General features: G+C 73.9%; 10 protein-coding genes. 6 read left to right on the top strand and 4 right to left on the bottom strand.

Translation table 11 applies throughout. The features are described 5' to 3' along the window. The 3 genes from ACFC02_RS37095 to ACFC02_RS37085 form a co-directional block, all read left to right on the top strand. Positions 1-2,902: polymorphic toxin-type HINT domain-containing protein (locus tag ACFC02_RS37095; RefSeq protein WP_376366702.1), on the top strand; the 2,902-nt coding region annotated here is incomplete at its 5' end. A gap of 145 nt (positions 2,903-3,047) precedes the next feature. Beyond that, positions 3,048-3,803 (top strand): barstar family protein, encoded by a 756-nt coding sequence (locus ACFC02_RS37090; RefSeq protein ID WP_376366701.1) that lies wholly within the window; start codon positions 3,048-3,050, stop codon positions 3,801-3,803. A 94-nt stretch (positions 3,804-3,897) separates the two neighbouring features. Continuing rightward, on the top strand, positions 3,898-4,257 hold the full coding sequence (locus tag ACFC02_RS37085) for a 4-oxalocrotonate tautomerase family protein (RefSeq protein WP_376366700.1): 360 nt from the start codon (positions 3,898-3,900) through the stop codon (positions 4,255-4,257). A 96-nt stretch (positions 4,258-4,353) separates the two neighbouring features. On the opposite strand, the gene ACFC02_RS37080 is transcribed toward ACFC02_RS37085, so the two are convergent. From ACFC02_RS37080 to ACFC02_RS37070, 3 genes are all read right to left on the bottom strand, one after another. Then, on the bottom strand, positions 4,354-5,172 hold the full coding sequence (locus tag ACFC02_RS37080) for a trypsin-like serine protease (protein WP_376366699.1): 819 nt from the start codon (positions 5,170-5,172) through the stop codon (positions 4,354-4,356). A 328-nt stretch (positions 5,173-5,500) separates the two neighbouring features. Beyond that, positions 5,501-8,341, bottom strand: coding sequence for an AAA family ATPase (locus ACFC02_RS37075; RefSeq protein WP_376366698.1), 2,841 nt, complete (start codon positions 8,339-8,341; stop codon positions 5,501-5,503). Between the two features lie 282 nt (positions 8,342-8,623). Next, positions 8,624-9,460, bottom strand: a complete 837-nt coding sequence (locus ACFC02_RS37070) for a LuxR C-terminal-related transcriptional regulator (protein WP_376366697.1) — start codon at positions 9,458-9,460, stop codon at positions 8,624-8,626. A 135-nt stretch (positions 9,461-9,595) separates the two neighbouring features. On the opposite strand from ACFC02_RS37070, the gene ACFC02_RS37065 reads away from it, so the two are divergent. The 3 genes from ACFC02_RS37065 (at position 9,596) to gcl (ending at position 15,326) form a co-directional block, all read left to right on the top strand. Next, positions 9,596-11,269 carry an AMP-binding protein gene (locus tag ACFC02_RS37065; RefSeq protein ID WP_376366696.1) on the top strand — a complete coding sequence of 558 codons (1,674 nt, stop codon included), beginning with the start codon at positions 9,596-9,598 and terminating at the stop codon, positions 11,267-11,269. Then, positions 11,266-12,942 (top strand): AMP-binding protein, encoded by a 1,677-nt coding sequence (locus ACFC02_RS37060; RefSeq protein WP_376366695.1) that lies wholly within the window; start codon positions 11,266-11,268, stop codon positions 12,940-12,942. The genes ACFC02_RS37065 and ACFC02_RS37060 overlap by 4 nt, the downstream gene beginning before the upstream one ends. A 599-nt stretch (positions 12,943-13,541) precedes the next feature. Next, the gene (gcl, locus tag ACFC02_RS37055; protein ID WP_376366694.1) at positions 13,542-15,326 is read left to right on the top strand and encodes a glyoxylate carboligase; all 1,785 of its coding nucleotides are present in this window, start codon (positions 13,542-13,544) and stop codon (positions 15,324-15,326) included. A gap of 672 nt (positions 15,327-15,998) precedes the next feature. Here gcl and ACFC02_RS37050 read toward each other — a convergent pair. Then, entirely contained in the window at positions 15,999-16,235 is a 237-nt protein-coding gene (locus tag ACFC02_RS37050) for a hypothetical protein (protein ID WP_376366693.1), read from the bottom strand. Positions 16,236-16,342: the final 107 nt, after the last annotated feature.

Below are 16,342 nucleotides of genomic sequence, written 5' to 3'. Positions count from 1 at the left end.
CTCCCGTGCGGGCAGTGCGGCGTCCTCTGCGCGCTCGGCCGCCGCCGCGGCGGCCGGTGACGCCAACCGGGCGAAGCAGGCCCGCGAGGCGGCGGAGAACGCGCGCAAGGCCGCTTCGGGTGCGAAGAAGGCGGCGGACGCCGCCGACCAGGCGGGCATCGCCGCCGACAACGCGGCGAAGGCGGCCGGTGCCGCCGCGTCGGCCGGTGCGAACGCGGCGGCAGCCGCCGCGGCGGCTGCGGACGCGGGCCGTTGGGCCGGTGAGGCCGGTTCCAAGAGCACCGAGGCGCAGCAGGCGGCGGCGCGGGCCAAGCGGCTGGCCGACCAGGCCACCCGGGCGGCGGGTGCCGCGCAGGCCAACGCCAACCAGGCCGCGACGGCGGCACGGCAGTCGCGCGATGCGGCCAACGCCGCCGCCGCGCACGCCGAGGCCGCCGCGACGGCCGCGGACAAGGCCGCCGACGAGGCGGGCAAGGCGGTGGACGCCGCCAACGCCTCGACGCAGGCGGCGAACGAGGCGAGCAAGGCCGCCGACGACGCGCAGACCGCGGCCGACCAGGCGGCGACCGTGGCCGACCTGGCCCGCAAGGCGGACGCCGAGCGGCTGGCCGAGCAGCAGGACGAGGACGTCCTCGCCGCCCAGGAGGCGAACCAGGAGCACGAGGCGCAGGTCGCCCAGGCCGAGTGGGAGGCGGGCCGGGTCCAGAAACTGGACGCCGAGACCCGGCAGCTCGTGCAGGACGCCGCCGCCTCCACCGATCCGCAGGTCACGGCCGTCAAGGGCCGGCAGGCCGCGGTCAACCTGCTGGGCAACGGCGGCAGCTGGGTCGAGGACGCGGCCGAGACCGCGCTGGTGGGCACGGACGCGGACGTGGCCGAGTTCGTGCGCACCGGGCTGAACACCGCCCTGGAGCAGGACGACCGGGCGAGCGTGGCGCACATCGCCGAGACCAGCGACAAGCCGGCGCAGCGGCAGGCCGCGCTGGACGTGCTGGACAAGCCGGTCGACCAGGTGCGGGAGTGGCTGCGCACCCGCGCCTACCCGGGCAAGGAGGACGACGACCGGATCGCCGTGGGGCAGGTCATGGCCCAGGGCGGGCCGGGGGTGAAGGCCGCCGGCAGCAAGGCGCTGGACGGCACCGCCGCCGATCTCCAGGAGTTCCTGGAGACCGGCCAGTACAAGGCGCGTGAGGACGACGACCGGGTCGCCGTCTCCGAGGCGCTGGCGACCGGCGGGCCGGAGGTCCAGGCCGCCGCGCAGGCGGCGCTGTCCGGGCCGCCGGCCGGGCTGCGGTCCTTCCTCCAGGTGGGCCTGTACCGGGCGAAGCAGCGCGACGCCAACGCCGCGTCCCACATCGCGGAGATCAACACGCTGCTGAGCGCCGCCTACAAGTCGGCCGCGCTCGCCCACGAGGACGCCGCCGAGGCGCAGCGCGTGGCCGCTCTCGCCCGCAAGGACGCCACCAAGGCGGTGGAGTGGGCCGACAAGGCGAAGAAGTCCGCCGAGCAGGCCTCCGACTACTCCCGGCAGGCCGACAAGTCGGCCGACGACGCGGCGGCCTCCGCCGACCGCGCCGCCGAGTCCGCGAAGACCGCCAGGAACGCGGCGGCCTCGGCCCAGAAGGACGCCCAGTCGGCCGCCCACTCCGCCCAGCAGGCGGAGCACTCCGCGACCGTCGCAGGTGGCTACGCCTACCAGGCGAGCATCTCCGCCTATCAGGCCGGGGTCTCGGCGGAAGCCGCGGGCAAGGACGCCGCCGCGGCGGCCAAGGCCTCGTCGGATGCGATGAAGATCGCCGCGGACAAGCTCGTGGCGGAGCTGAAGGCGCAGGTCCAGGAGGAGTCCAAGGACCCGAGCAAGCCGCTCTCGGACACGGAGATGAGGAAGACCCTCGAGAAGCGGATGTTCGAGTTCCGTCGGGAGCACGCGTTCAACGGCGACATCAAGCCGGGCGACACGCAGCTGGTCTGCGCGGGCGACGGTGCCGGTGGCATGAGCTGCATCACCAGCACCTATCTGGACCGGCTGATCTCCTGGTACGTGGGCCTGGACGAGATCGAGAAGTGCTTCGACAAGTTCGACTCCTCGTGCCTGAAGGACCTCGCCCTGAGCGCCCTGAAGCTCAAGCTGCTCAAGAAGGTGCCGTGCGCGAAGAACAGCTTCGTGCCGGGCACCCGCGTCCTGATGGCCGGCCGCCGGACCAAGCCCATCGAGGACGTCCGCGTCGGCGACCGGGTGGTGGCCACCGACCCGCTGACCGGGCGCACCCTGGACGAACCCGTCCAGGCCCTCATCGTCGGCCAGGGCAGCAAGAAGCTGGTCGACATCGGCGTCGCGGCACCGGGCACGGGCCGGACCGGCTCGCTGACCGCCACCGCCGGACACCCGTTCTGGGTGGGCGGCGCCGACCGGACCTGGCGCGACGCGGGCGATCTGCGGCCGGGCATGGCGCTGACCACGCCGGCCGGTGCGTCCGCCCCGGTCACCGCGGCGCGGACGCACGTCGAGGAGGACCAGCGCGTCCACAACCTGACGGTCGCCGGCCTGCACACCTACTACGTGCTGGCGGGCAGCACGCCGGTCCTCGTCCACAACAACCGGTGCCCCAACGGCCGCCTTTCGGACAAACTGCCCAAGGGCATGAGCAACGAGATCGCGGACGCCTACGACGCCTACAAGCGGGGTGATCTGGTCTCGCACGACACCTACCTCGGGCATGAGTGGCCGAAGTGGGCGGGTGCCAAGGAGTACCGGGTCCCGGGCGCGGGGGACAACGAGCGCATCCTGGTGAAGACGCTCCCCAACGGAACCGAGATCATCGGGTGGACCTCGACCCACTACAAGAAGATCCAGCGGTTCACCGCGCCGCACTTCCCCGACTGGGGGTGGACCAAGAAGTGAGCCACAGGGGCTGAAAAGCCCGCTGGTCGAAGCCGGGTAGGCTCGGGATCGGTCGTATCGGCCCCCGTCCGCCCGGCTTCGGCACGCGGGGGCGCCGCACGGCCCGCGACAGGTCGGCTCCCCTGGACGGATCGGTTTCACGCACATGAGCTCCACCCCGCCGCAAGGCGTCCTGTACCGGCTCGTCGACGCCGAGTCGCGGCACGTGCTCGTCGCCGCGGAGGACATCCGGGGATTCTTCGTGGACCCCGAGGAGGAGCCGCCGCCGGCGGTCACCTTCCTGCGGACGCACCGGTGCGACCCGGCGCGGCGCAGGACCGAGAACGCGCGACTGGAAGTGGTCGGCCGTGACGGCGGCACGGTCGGCGCGTACCACATCGGCCGGGCGTCGGCCGCGGCGCCCGGTCCGTCCGCAGGCGCGGGCGAGCGGCCCGACGCCGACTGGACCTTCCACGGCCACACCTGTGAGTACCCCGAGGCGGGGCGGATCTGGCCGAGGTGGGCCGACGGCGGCCCGGCCGAGCCCGGCGAGTGGACCCGCTGCCCGTCCGAGGCGCACGAGAGCTGGCTGCACGTGGTGCAGACCGCGTGGTTCACCGCCGGCCGGCGCGCGACCCGGTACGGAACCGCCGAAACAGCCGTGATCGACGGCTCCACCGTCACCACCAGGGACTCCTTCTACTGCGCCCTCGGGGAAGCGGTGAACGGGCCGGGCGGCTACTTCGGGTCCAACCTGGACGCGCTGCACGACTGCCTGCGGTCCATGCGCAGGGACAGCGACCGCCCCCTCGGCGTGCTGTGGCACGACGCCGCCGTCTCGCGCGAGGCACTGGGGAGCGCGTACACGGACGCGGTGGTCTCGGTGTTCGCCGAGTCGGACGTGGACGTGAGGGTCGACTGACCGCGGCGCCCGACGCGGACGGCCGGGCCCGGCGGCGGGAGGTGACCGAGGAGGCGCAGCGGATGCCGGGCGCCGCACCCCGAAACGCCGTACGGTGTCCGGTTCGGAGCCGTCACCCGCGCCTGAGGCCGCCGGCACCCCGGTACCCCGGACGGAGCCGTCCGGCCCCGCGGGCCGGCCCTTGGTCACCGGAGCCCGAGGCGATGGACTGGATCCAGCACAGCGGCGCGCGGTGGGGGCCGCGAAACGCCGCCGGGACCAAGGGAGTCAGCCATGCCGATCGTCACCGTCCAGCAGGGTCCGCGCGACACCGAACTCAAGCGCGACCTGGTCAAGCGTCACCGACGCCTTCGTCGACGCGTACCACATCCCGGCCGAGACCGTGCAGGTGTGGATCCACGAGGTGCCCGCCGACAGCTGGGGCGCGGCCGGCCGGCTCACCGCCGACAAGTAGCGTCGCGGCGAGCCGGATGGAGAGGGGGCGTTGCGGGCCGCTCGTGGTGGCTCGCAACGCCCCCTGGCACGTGCCCGGGGTTTTCCCCGGCGGACCTCAGGAGCCGACCTGTGCCGTGACCAGGTCGGAGAAGGTGGTCAGCCTCGTGTACACACCCGGACGGCCCGCTTGCGCGCAGCCGTCCCCCCAGGAAGTGATCCCTGCCAGGACGCCCCCGACTAGCAGGGGACCGCCGCTGTCGCCCTGGCAGGTGTCTGTGCCGCCGGACGGGTATCCGGCGCAGATCATGTCGCTCGCGACGAAGTCGGAGCCGTAGGCGCTCGCGCAGCCGGTGTCGGACACCACCGGCACGGTCGCGGTCCGCAACTGGTCGGACGGGCTGCCGCTCTCGGCGGTGGTGCCCCAGCCGAGGACGCGGGCGGCGGTCCCGGCCTTGTACACACCGGTGTCGGCGGGCGAGACGAACTTCGCCGGGGCGTACGGCATGGCGGTCGCCAGCGTCAGGACGGCCACGTCGTCGCCGCTCGCGGCGTCCGAGTAGCCCGGCGCGATCCAGATGCCGCTGACCTTGCTGACCGTGCCGTCGGTGCCGTCGAGGTAGGTGCGGCCCCCGACCGCCCGCAGGCCGTCCGCGCTCTCCCCGGACACGCAGTGCGCCGCGGTGACGACCTTGCCGGCCGCCACGAGCGTACCGCCGCAGAACTGCTTGCCGTCGGCGTCCGTGAGCTGGACGACGAAGGGGTACGCGTGCGTCGTGGTCGGGGTACCGCCGACCACGGACTCCGGTACGCCGGCGCCGGGTTGGGCGGCGGCTGCCGCGCAGGGCGCGGTGAGCAGCGCGGTCACGGCGCCGGCCGACAGCGCGGCGGCGGTCCGTCCGCGTCTGCCGAATCTGGCGCGGGTGAGGCCGAACATGCGTCTCCTCGTGGGCCGGCCGGTGGGGGATCGCGCGGGCAGGGAGCTGAGCGGGGCGGTACGGGACCCGGTGCTCGGACTCCCACGTGCCCGGGCGAGCGGCACGTCCCTCACGCTAGGACCCACCCCGCCCGCCCCCAATGAGGGAACCCCCTAGCGCACTCGCACAGGGAAAACCCTCGGTGCCCCCCGGTGCCGCGGCCGGGGAAACGCTGTGGCGGGGCCGGGCGGTGGCGACCGGGGCGGTCGTCCCCGGTCGGTACGCGACGCACTGGCCACGGCAGCCACCCGCGCTGAGATCCACCCGGTCAGTCAACCCGGGCCGCGCTCACTTCGCGCGCCGGCCGGCCGCCAATCGGACGATGTCGACGCGCGAGCGGATCCCCAGCTTGCGGTAGACCCGGGTCAGCGTCGCCTCCACTGTCTTGACGCTGACGAACAGCCGCCCGGCGATCTCCCGGTTGGTGGCGCCCTCCATGACGAGCGCGGCGACCTGACGCTCCATCGCCGCCAGCCCGTCCAGCGCCGCCGGGGCCACCTCCGGCTCCGGCTGGGCCGGACGGGCGACGGTGGCGGCGTCCACGCGGCGCAGCCACGGCAGCGCCCTGCACCGCCTGAAGAGCCGGGCCGCCTCGTCGTACGACGTCGGGCCGGGGCGCCGGGTGCGCAGCCGGGCCAGCGCGAAGGCGGCCCGCGCCTCCTCCAGGCCGTTGCCGAGCTTCGCCAGCCGGTCCTGCGCGGACGTCAGCCGGGCGACGGCGGCCTCCGTGTCGTCGTGGGCCGCCCGCACCAGCGCCTCGGACCGGTCCAGGACGGCCAGCACGCTCTCGCGGCCCAGCCGCAGCGCGTGCTCGCGGGCCGTGTCGATGACCTGCTGCGCCTCACCCGGCTCGCCGACGAGCACCAGCGCCTCCGCCAGGTCGCCGTGCCAGCGGCCGCGCGCCGGGTCCGTGATGCCGAGACCCAGCTCCAGCTCCCGCACCCGGCGCAGCGTCCCCACGGTGGCCCGCGCGTCCCCGGACACGAACTGCGCGTATCCGAGGGCGGCCAGGGCCCGCGAGAGGTACATCTGGTCGCCGTCCTCCTCGGCGAGCCGGACCGCCTCGCGGGCCAGTGCCAGCGCCCGTTCGGTGTCCCCGCCGGAGGCCTCCGCGAAGCAGGCCAGCATGGCCGAGGCGCCCTCGCCGATGCCGGTGTCCCGGGCCAGCCGCAGGCTCTCGCGGGCCAGGTCCAGGGCCCGTCCGCAGTGCCCGGCGCGCAGTTCGGTCTCGGCGAGCAGCCGCAGGTAGTGCACCTCGCTCTCGACCATGCCGCGCCGTCGCACCTCGCGCAGCAGCGCGGTGATGGTCGCGCGTGCCTCGCCGAGCTGGTCGCTCATCAGCAGCCAGCGGTAACGGGCCGCGCCGACGCCGTTGTGGTGGCAGGCGACGTAGGGGTCCTGGGGCTCCTTCATCGCGCGCTTGATCGTCGTCGGCGCGTCGGGGTGGCCCATCAGGGTCTCGGTGGAGGCCCGGAACGCCAGCGCCATCAGCTCGGTACGCCGGTCCCGGCCGCGCGCGGCCAGTTCGGCGGCGTGCGCGGCCTCCTGGCGGGCCTCGCCGAAGTCGCCCTCGACGACCAGTGCGCGCCAGGCCAGCTGGTAGTGGACCTGGGCGAGCAGGCCGGGGTCGTCGCCCGCGTCGGCCAGCGCCTGCGGGAAGACCGCGTCCACGTCCCCGAGGGCCTGCCCGGCGGCCTCGACCACCACCATCCACGCCCGCACCCGCTGGGCGGGCAGGGCCGCCCGGGTCAGCACGTCGCGGGCGATGTCCCGGGCGAGGTCCACCTCGCCGGCCGTGATGGCGTCCTCGGCGGCCAGCAACCGCCGCTCGTCGGGGCCCGGTTCGCCGTCCGCCGGGGTGTGCCGGGCGGCGAGCAGCCCGAGCGAGGCGGCAACCGACGGCGCTCCCCGGTCCCGGGCCAGGGCGGCGGCCTCGGCCAGCCGGGCGGCCACCTCAGGGTCGGTGCCGGTGGTGGCCAGGGCCAGGTGGCGGGCGCGTTCGATGGGGTCGGAGGCGGCGGTGGACAGGGCCGCGTGGACGGCGCGCCGCTCCCGGGCGGGCGCCTCGGCGTACAGCGCGGCCGAGATGAGCGGGTGCGCGAACCGTACGGCGGGGCCCTCCGGTTCGGTCGCCAGCAGCCCGAGGCCCGCCGCCTGGGCGCACTCGGCCTCGGCGTTCTCCCGGCCGGCCGCGTGCAGCAGCGCCGGGGTGGGACGGGCACCGGCGCTGGCCACCAGGAGGGTGCGGCGGGCCTCCTCGGACAGCATCTCCAGGCGGCTGAGCACCAGGGCGCGCAGCGACGTCGGCACGGGCAGCGGCTCGCCCGGCCGGGGCCGGGCGGTGCTCTCGGCCAGCGCCCGGCCGAGCTCCAGCGCGAACAGCGGGTTGCCGCCGCTGGTGCGGTGGATCTCGCGGACCGTGGAGCGTGGCAGACCGGTGTGGCCGCGGTGGTCGAGCAGTGCCGAGACCTGGGCGCGGGTCAGCGGCCCGAGGCGCACCGAGAGGGTGTCGGGCGGGCATGGGGGTCCCCCCGCTCGGGTGAAGCCGAGAGCGGGGGAGCGCAGATGACGGCCGTAGTCCTCGTCCTCGGTGCGCACGGCGCACAGCATCCGCACGGGGGTGCCGCCCAGCCGGCGGGCGGCGAAGCCGAGCAGTTCCGCGCTGGCCGGGTCCAGCCACTGGAGGTCGTCGGCGACGATCAGGACCGGCCCGCGGGCGGCGAGCACGCGCAGCGTGGAGAGGACGGCCAGGCGCAGGGCGAGGCCGTCGCGCTGGAGGGTGGACTCGCCGCGTCCGGTGAGCGCTGATTCCAGGGCGGTGCGCTGGGCGGCGGGCAGCTCGCCGGCCACCTCCTGAAGGACCAGACCGAAGAGGTCGGCGAGGGCCAGGAACGGCAGATGAGATTCGGACTCGGTGGCGGAACAGCGCAACACGGTGCGGGCCGCCGGAGCGTATTCCGCCGCCAATGCCCGCAGCACGGTCGACTTTCCTATTCCGGCCGGCCCGTGCAGCAGCACACTGCCACCGCGGCCGAGCTGCTCACGCGCCGCCGCGGACGGCTCCTCCCGGCCGATGACCAGCTCGGAGCGGCAGCCCGCAGGGCCCTTGAAGTCCCGTAGCACGGTCACCGCTCCCCTCGTGTGTCGTGTCCGGGCCAAATTCTAGGCAACGTGCCCCTGAATTCCGGTGTGCCGGCGTCGTGAGGGAAACAACAGCAGCCGTGCATGCCGGAATTCAAAGCCGAGCCGATCGAATACACGCCCCGCACGCACAGCCCTCCGACGGTACCCCGAGCACCCGACCGACGGTACTCCCACCACCGGGCGACCCGCCTCGACGACGGCGTCCGGGCCGCACCCGCACCAGCCCTCCGCCGAGCGGCGGCCCCGTGCGCAGACGCTCCCGGCCGGCTACGGCAGCACCCCCGCCCTGCGGGCCGCCGCGACCGCCTCGCCGCGGGTGTGGGCGCCCAGTTTGCGCATGGCCGAGCGGAGGTAGCCCTTGACCGTCTCGGGCCCGAGGCCCAGCCGGGCGGCGGCGGTCGCGTTCGTGGCCCCCGCCGCCACGCAGGCGAGCACGTCCACCTCGCGGGGGGCCAGGCGCACGCCGGGCTCCGGGACGGCCGCCACGGTCAGCAGGCCGCAGGCCTGGAGCAGCTCCGCGCGCAGGGCCGGGTCGGTGATCCGGGGGGCCAGGGCGCGCAGCGCCGCGTGCGCCTCGCGCACCTGTTCCCACGCCGGGCCGGACCGCGCGCCCTCCGGCTCCTCGGGCGCGGCGGCGGCCAGCAGCTCGCGGGCCTCCTCCCGCACCAGCAGCGCCTGCTCCACGTCCCGGGCCGCGCCCACCGCCGCGCTCAGCGTGCGGTCACCGAGCGGCTGGGCCGTGCGCAGGGCGCCGTACAGCACGCCCCGGACTCGGCGCCGTACCACGACCGGCACCGCGAGGACCGAGCGCAGCCCCTCCGCGGCCACCGCCGCGTCGTACTCGTGGCTGATCTGCCGGGACAGCGAGTAGTCGGTGACCGCGCACGGGTGGGCCCGCGCCACCGCCCGGCCGCCGAGCCCGTAGCCGGACGTCACCGCCAGCGCGCTGAGCGCGAGCGTCGCCGTACCGGTCAGCTCACTGATCCGCACCCGCGGCCGGCCGGGCTCGACCAGCCCGCCGAAGGCGACCGGAAGTCCCGTCGCACGCCGCAGCCGCACCAGCGCACCCCGGATCTCCGCCGCCCCGGCCGCGTCCGCCGTCACCCGCTCACCCCTTCGTCGCGCCTCCCGCGCCCACCACACCCCCGTTCGGGGGTGGTGAGACCTGCATCACGGATTACACGATGGAGCCGAGCCGCACGGCAATGGTCCGGATGCTGGACCGCACATGGAGGACAGATGACGACGGCGACGGAGACCTTCCGCGGAGCACGGGACTTCCTGCTGGCACACCGTGAGGACTACACCACGGCCTACGCCGGCTTCCAGTGGCCCCGCCCCGAGCACTTCAACTGGGCACTGGACTGGTTCGACGTCATCGCCGACGGCAACGACCGCACCGCCCTGCACATCGTCGAGGAGGACGGCAGCGAGGTCCGCCTCTCCTTCGCCGAGCTGTCCGAGCGCTCCGACCGCGCCGCGAACTGGCTGCGGGCGCGCGGTGTCGCCGCCGAGGACCGCGTCCTCGTCATGCTCGGCAACCAGGCCGAGCTGTGGGAGACGGCGCTCGCCGCGATGAAGCTGCGGGCGGTCGTCATCCCCGCCACCCCGCTGCTCGGACCCGCCGACCTGCGCGACCGCGTGCAGCGCGGCCGTGTCAAGCACGTGATCGTGCGCGCCGAGGACACCGCCAAGTTCGCCGACGTGCCCGGCGCCTACACCCGCATCTCGGTCGGCGGGGTGCCCGAGGAGGGCTGGGAACCCTACGAGGACGTCTACACCGCCCCGGCGGAATTCCTGCCCGACGGCCCCACCCTCGCCGACGACCCGCTGATGCTCTACTTCACCTCGGGCACCACCGCCCGCCCCAAGCTGGTCGAGCACACCCACACCTCGTACCCGATCGGGCACCTGGCGACCATGTACTGGATCGGCCTGAAACCCGGCGACGTGCACCTGAACATCTCCTCGCCGGGCTGGGCCAAGCACGCCTGGTCCAACCTGTTCGCCCCGTGGAACGCCGAGGCGACCGTCTTCATCCACAACTACACGCGCTTCGACGCCGCCCGGCTGATGTCCGAGATGGACCGGGCCGGCGTCACCACGTTCTGCGCCCCGCCCACCGTGTGGCGCATGCTCATCCAGGCCGACCTGAGCCTGCTGGACACCCCGCCCCGCGAGGTCGTCGCCGCGGGCGAGCCGCTCAACCCCGAGGTCATCGAGCAGGTCCGGCGGGCCTGGGGAGTCGCCGTCCGCGACGGGTTCGGGCAGACCGAGACGGCCGTTCAGGTCTCCAACAGCCCCGGCCAGGTGCTGAAGACGGGCTCCATGGGGCGGCCCAGCCCCGGCTTCCGCGTCGAACTGCTCGATCCGGTCTCCGGAGCGCCGGGCGCCGACGAGGGAGAGGTCGCGCTCGACCTCTCCGCGCGCCCCGTCGGCCTGATGGCCGGCTACCACGGCGACGCCGACCGCACCGCCGAGGCCATGGCCGGCGGCTACTACCGCACCGGCGACGTCGCCTCCCGGGACGCGGACGGCTACCTGACGTACATCGGGCGCTCCGACGACGTCTTCAAGGCCTCCGACTACAAGATCAGCCCGTTCGAGCTGGAGAGCGCCCTGCTGGAGCACGAGGCGGTGGCCGAGGCGGCCGTCGTGCCCGCCCCGGACGAGCTGCGCCTGGCCGTGCCCAAGGCGTACGTGGTGCTCGCCGAGGGCTGGGAGCCGGGACCCGGCACCGCCGAGGTGCTCTTCGAGCACTCGCGCCGCGTCCTCGCCCCCTACAAGCGGCTGCGCCGCCTGGAGTTCGGCGACCTGCCCAAGACCGTGTCCGGCAAGATCCGCCGCATCGAACTGCGCGAGGCCACCGCCCAGGGCTCCGACCACGAGTACCGCGAGGAGGACTTCCGGTGACCTCCGCCCTGTCGTACACCCACGGGACCGGCGACACCCCCCTGCTCGGCGACACCATCGGCGCGAACCTGGACCGCGCCGTCGCCGCCTGGCCCGACCGCGAGGTGCTCGTCGACGTCCCTTCCGGGCGGCGCTGGACCTACGCCGAGTTCGCCGCCGACGTCGACCGGCTGGCGTACGCGCTGCTCGCGACCGGCGTCGCCAAGGGCGACCGGGTGGGCATCTGGGCCGTCAACTGCGCCGAGTGGATACTGGTCCAGTACGCCACCGCCCGCGTCGGCGCGATCATGGTCAACATCAACCCGGCCTACCGCACCCACGAGGTCGAGTACGTCCTGAAGCAGGCGGGCGTGCGCCTGCTCTTCGCCACCCCGCGGCACAAGAGCAGCGACTACCGGGCGATGGTCGAACAAGTACGGGGCGCCTGCCCGGTCCTGGCCGAGACCGTCTACATCGGCGACCCGACCTGGGACGCGCTGATCGCGCGCGGGGCGCCAGGCCACGCGGACGAACTGCGGCTGCGCGCCGCCGGACTGTCCTGCGACGACCCCATCAACATCCAGTACACCTCGGGCACCACCGGCTTCCCCAAGGGCGCCACCCTCTCCCACCACAACATCCTCAACAACGGTTACTTCGTAGGGGAGTCGGTCGCCTACACCGAGCGGGACCGCATCTGCGTGCCCGTGCCCTTCTACCACTGCTTCGGCATGGTGATGGGCAACCTCGCGGCCACCTCGCACGGCGCGTGCGTCGTGATCCCGGCCCCCGCCTTCGACCCGGAGGCCACCCTGGAGGCCGTCCGGCGGGAGCGCTGCACCTCGCTGTACGGCGTCCCGACCATGTTCATCGCCGAACTCAACCTCCCGGACTTCGCCGCGTACGACCTCTCCACCCTGCGCACCGGCATCATGGCGGGCTCCCCCTGCCCGGTGGAGGTGATGAAACGGGTGGTCGCCGAGATGCACATGGCCGAGGTCTCCATCTGCTACGGCATGACCGAGACCTCCCCGGTGTCCCTGCAGACGCGCGTGGACGACGACCTCGAACACCGCACGGCCACCGTCGGCCGGGTCCTGCCGCACCTGGAGGTCAAGGTCGTCGACCCGGCCACCGGGGTCACCCTGCCGCGCGGCACGGCGGGCGAGCTGTGCACCCGCGGCTACAGCGTGATGCTCGGCTACTGGGAGGAACCCGAGCGCACCGCCGAGGCCGTCGACGCGGGCCGCTGGATGCACACCGGCGACCTCGCCGTGCTGCGCGAGGACGGTTACGTGGAGATCGTCGGCCGCATCAAGGACATGATCATCCGGGGTGGCGAGAACATCTACCCGCGCGAGATCGAGGAGTTCCTCCACGGCCACCCGAAGATCCGCGACGTGCAGGTCGTCGGGGTGCCGCACGCGCGGTACGGCGAGGAAGTGCTGGCCTGCGTGATCCCGCTCGACGCGGCCGACCCGCCCACGCTGGAGGAGATCCGCGCCTTCTGCGCGGGCCGCCTGGCGCACTACAAGATCCCCAGCCGGCTGTCCGTCCTGGACTCCTTCCCGATGACCGTGTCCGGCAAGGTGCGCAAGGTCGAACTGCGCCGAAGCCACGGCGGTGACGGCGCCGTCGCCGTGACCGGCGCCCCCACCGCGCCAGCGCCGCCGAAGAACCCGCGTCACGGATGAGCGGGCGCGGGGCGCCGCCCCCGCCGGCCGGGACGGACCGTCCGTCCCGGCCGCCGCCGTACCGGGGCAGCCCGTACGGCACCGTACGGGCGTAGCCGCCACGGCCGGCCGCACGAGGCGGTCCCCGCGCCCGACGGCGGTTTCGCCTCCGACGGCGGCTTCGCGCCCGACGGCGGCCTCGCCTCGGACGGCGGCTTCGCGCCCGACGGCGGTTTCGCCTCGGACGGCGGCTTCGCTCCCGACGGCGGCCTCGCCTCGGACGGCGGCTTCGCTCCCGACGGCGGCCTCGCCTCGGACGGCGGCTTCGCCTCCGACGGCGGTCTCGCCCCTGTCGGCGGCCTCGCCCCCGTCGGCCCACCTCCATCGACTCCCTCTGTTCGACCCGCCCGGCATGCGTCCGGCGGGCGCTCACGCATGCCCTCCGGCGGCCTTCCCCGCCCGACTCCCTTGACGGCCTCCGAGCACCGCTTTACATTGCTTCCAGATCGTAGAAACTACTTTCCGCTATACGGAAGTACGGAAGAAGCTCACCGCGGGGCGCGACGGAGTGCGAATCCGGCAGCCGAGACAGCAGAAGACAGCCGAAGCAGGAGTACTCGATGGCTCGTATGACCGCTGCCCGCGCGGCAGTTGAGATCCTCAAGCGCGAGGGCGTCACCGACGCGTTCGGTGTGCCGGGCGCGGCGATCAACCCCTTCTACGCGGCGCTCAAGGCCTCCGGAGGCATCAGCCACACCCTCGCCCGCCACGTCGAGGGCGCCTCGCACATGGCCGAGGGCTACACGCGCACGCACCCGGGCAACATCGGCGTCTGCATCGGCACCTCGGGCCCGGCCGGCACCGACATGATCACCGGCCTGTACTCGGCCATCGGCGACTCCATCCCGATCCTGTGCATCACGGGCCAGGCCCCGACCGCCGTGATCCACAAGGAGGACTTCCAGGCCGTCGACATCGCCTCCATCGCCAAGCCGGTGACCAAGATGGCGGTCACCGTCCTGGAGGCCGCGCAGGTCCCCGGCGTCTTCCAGCAGGCCTTCCACCTGATGCGCTCCGGCCGCCCCGGCCCGGTCCTGATCGACCTGCCGATCGACGTCCAGATGACGGAGATCGAGTTCGACCCGGAGACCTACGAGCCGCTGCCGGTCTACAAGCCGGCCGCCACCCGCGCCCAGATCGAGAAGGCGATCACGCTGCTCAACGCCTCCGAGCGGCCGCTGATCGTGGCCGGCGGCGGCATCATCAACGCCGACGCCGCCGACCTCCTGGTCGAGTTCGCCGAGCTGACCGGCACCCCCGTCGTGCCGACCCTGATGGGCTGGGGCATCCTGCCCGACGACCACGAGCTGAACGCCGGCATGGTCGGCCTGCAGACCTCGCACCGCTACGGCAACGCGACCTTCCTGGAGTCGGACTTCGTCCTCGGCATCGGCAACCGCTGGGCCAACCGCCACACCGGCAAGCTGGACGTCTACACGGCCGGCCGCAAGTTCGTCCACGTCGACGTCGAGCCCACCCAGATCGGCAAGATCTTCGCCCCCGACTACGGCATCGCCTCCGACGCCAAGGCCGCGCTGGAGCTGTTCGTCGAGGTGGCCGAGGAGCTGAAGGCGGCGGGCAGGCTGCCCGACCGCTCCGCGTGGTCCGCCGCCGCGCAGGAGAAGAAGGCCACGCTCCAGCGCCGTACGCACTTCGACGACATCCCGATCAAGCCGCAGCGTGTGTACGAGGAGATGAACAAGGCCTTCGGCCCGGAGACGCGCTACGTCTCCACCATCGGCCTCTCCCAGATCGCCGGCGCGCAGATGCTGCACGTCTACCGGCCGCGGCACTGGATCAACTGCGGCCAGGCCGGACCGCTCGGCTGGACCGTCCCGGCCGCCCTCGGCGTCGCCAAGGCCGACCCGGAGTCCCCGGTCGTCGCCCTGTCCGGTGACTACGACTTCCAGTTCATGCTGGAGGAACTGGCCGTCGGCGCCCAGCACAAGATCCCCTACGTGCACGTCCTGGTGAACAACTCCTACCTGGGCCTCATCCGCCAGGCGCAGCGCGGGTTCGACATGGACTTCCAGGTCAAGCTGGAGTTCGAGAACATCAACTCGCCCGAACTCGGCGTCTACGGCGTCGACCACGTCAAGGTCGCCGAGGGCCTGGGCTGCAAGGCGATCCGGGTGACCGACCCGAACGAGCTGGGCGCCGCCTTCGAGGAGGCCAAGAAGCTGGCCGCCGAGTTCCAGGTCCCGGTCGTCGTCGAGGCGATCCTGGAGCGCGTCACCAACATCTCCATGTCGGGCACCAACGACATCGGCAACGTCGTGGAGTTCGAGGAGCTGGCCACCGAGCCGCAGCACGCGCCCACGGCCATCAGGACCCTGAAGGCCTGAGACACGGCACCCTCACGGCCGGTGACACGGCCGCCGAGGGGCTGACGCACGACGGACGGCCCGTCCCCCGGCTCCGGGGGGACGGGCCGTCGGCTGCTTGCGGGGCGTACTCCGGCAGGGCTCGACCAGGACGCTCGGCGGGCGGGCGCGACGCCGACCTCCAGCAGCTCGTCCTCCTCCGGCGTCGTCGCGCCCCCTCTCCTGCCTGAGCACCGCCGGCGACAGGCCCTGCACGCACCTGGCCCGGGTCCGGGGCCGTCCCTCCCACGCCCGGAGCGCGCCGGCCACGCCGGCCTCCGCGTCCGACTGCGCCGGACCAGGGCTGTGGCGAGGGCGAGTCCGCCGATGCGTCCGCCGTGGACCGGCACGTGTGGCGGTCTCGTCCCCTCGGGCGTCCGCAGAACTGACGGCCGGGCTGACGGCCGGGCTGACGGCCGGTCATCGGGCGGCGCCGGGCAGTGGGACCGGGGCCCGCCGCCCCCGTGCCGGCGGGCCCCGCTGCCGGATGACTGCCCGGTGGGGCCAGGGGCCGAAGCCTGTTCCGGCCCGGTTCAGAGCTTGATTTGAGCATGGCGTAGCCGCCCTACGCCCCGTGCGGTACGCGACAGGGGACGCGCGCGGGTTGGGTGGGGCTGCTGCGGGGCGGGCGCCGGGCGGCCGCGGCCGCCGGCCTCAGGTCTCTCCGTGCTCGGACATGCCGGGCCACTCGTCCGGTCCGCCGCCCTGCCACTCAATGAGGTCGCTCTCCTCGACCTCGATGCGGTCCAGGTCGGCCAGCCGGAGGATCTCGACGACGTCGTCGAGGTGCGAGGCGAGTCCGAGGGTCACGTCGTCCTCGGTGACCCGCCGGGAACCGTCCAGCGCGGGGGAGTGCACGACGATGTGCGGATGCTGGGTGCTGTGGTCCATGCCCCCAGACTCCTGCCGGCGGAGCCGGTCCGCACCCTGGGGAAGGCGGGGAGCCCGGAGAGGGCGGGAACGCGCGAGGCCGGACGGCGCCGGATGCGGGACCGCCC

Origin of the sequence: Streptomyces sp. NPDC056160 (genome assembly GCF_042268205.1) — a bacterium.
In the GTDB taxonomy this organism is placed as follows: Bacteria; Actinomycetota; Actinomycetes; order Streptomycetales; family Streptomycetaceae; genus Streptomyces.
Note: the sequence above shows the minus strand (reverse complement) of the source record. Positions and strands in the feature narration are given on the sequence as shown.

Bases quoted from the DNA above. Each gene is read 5' to 3' on its own strand.
- gcl (WP_376366694.1), top strand. From the start codon at position 13,542: ATGGCTCGTATGACCGCTGCCCGCGCGGCAGTTGAGATCCTCAAGCGC.
- ACFC02_RS37090 (WP_376366701.1), top strand. From the start codon at position 3,048: ATGAGCTCCACCCCGCCGCAAGGCGTCCTGTACCGGCTCGTCGACGCC.
- ACFC02_RS37050 (WP_376366693.1), bottom strand. From the start codon at position 16,235: ATGGACCACAGCACCCAGCATCCGCACATCGTCGTGCACTCCCCCGCG.
- ACFC02_RS37080 (WP_376366699.1), bottom strand. From the start codon at position 5,172: ATGTTCGGCCTCACCCGCGCCAGATTCGGCAGACGCGGACGGACCGCC.
- ACFC02_RS37065 (WP_376366696.1), top strand. From the start codon at position 9,596: ATGACGACGGCGACGGAGACCTTCCGCGGAGCACGGGACTTCCTGCTG.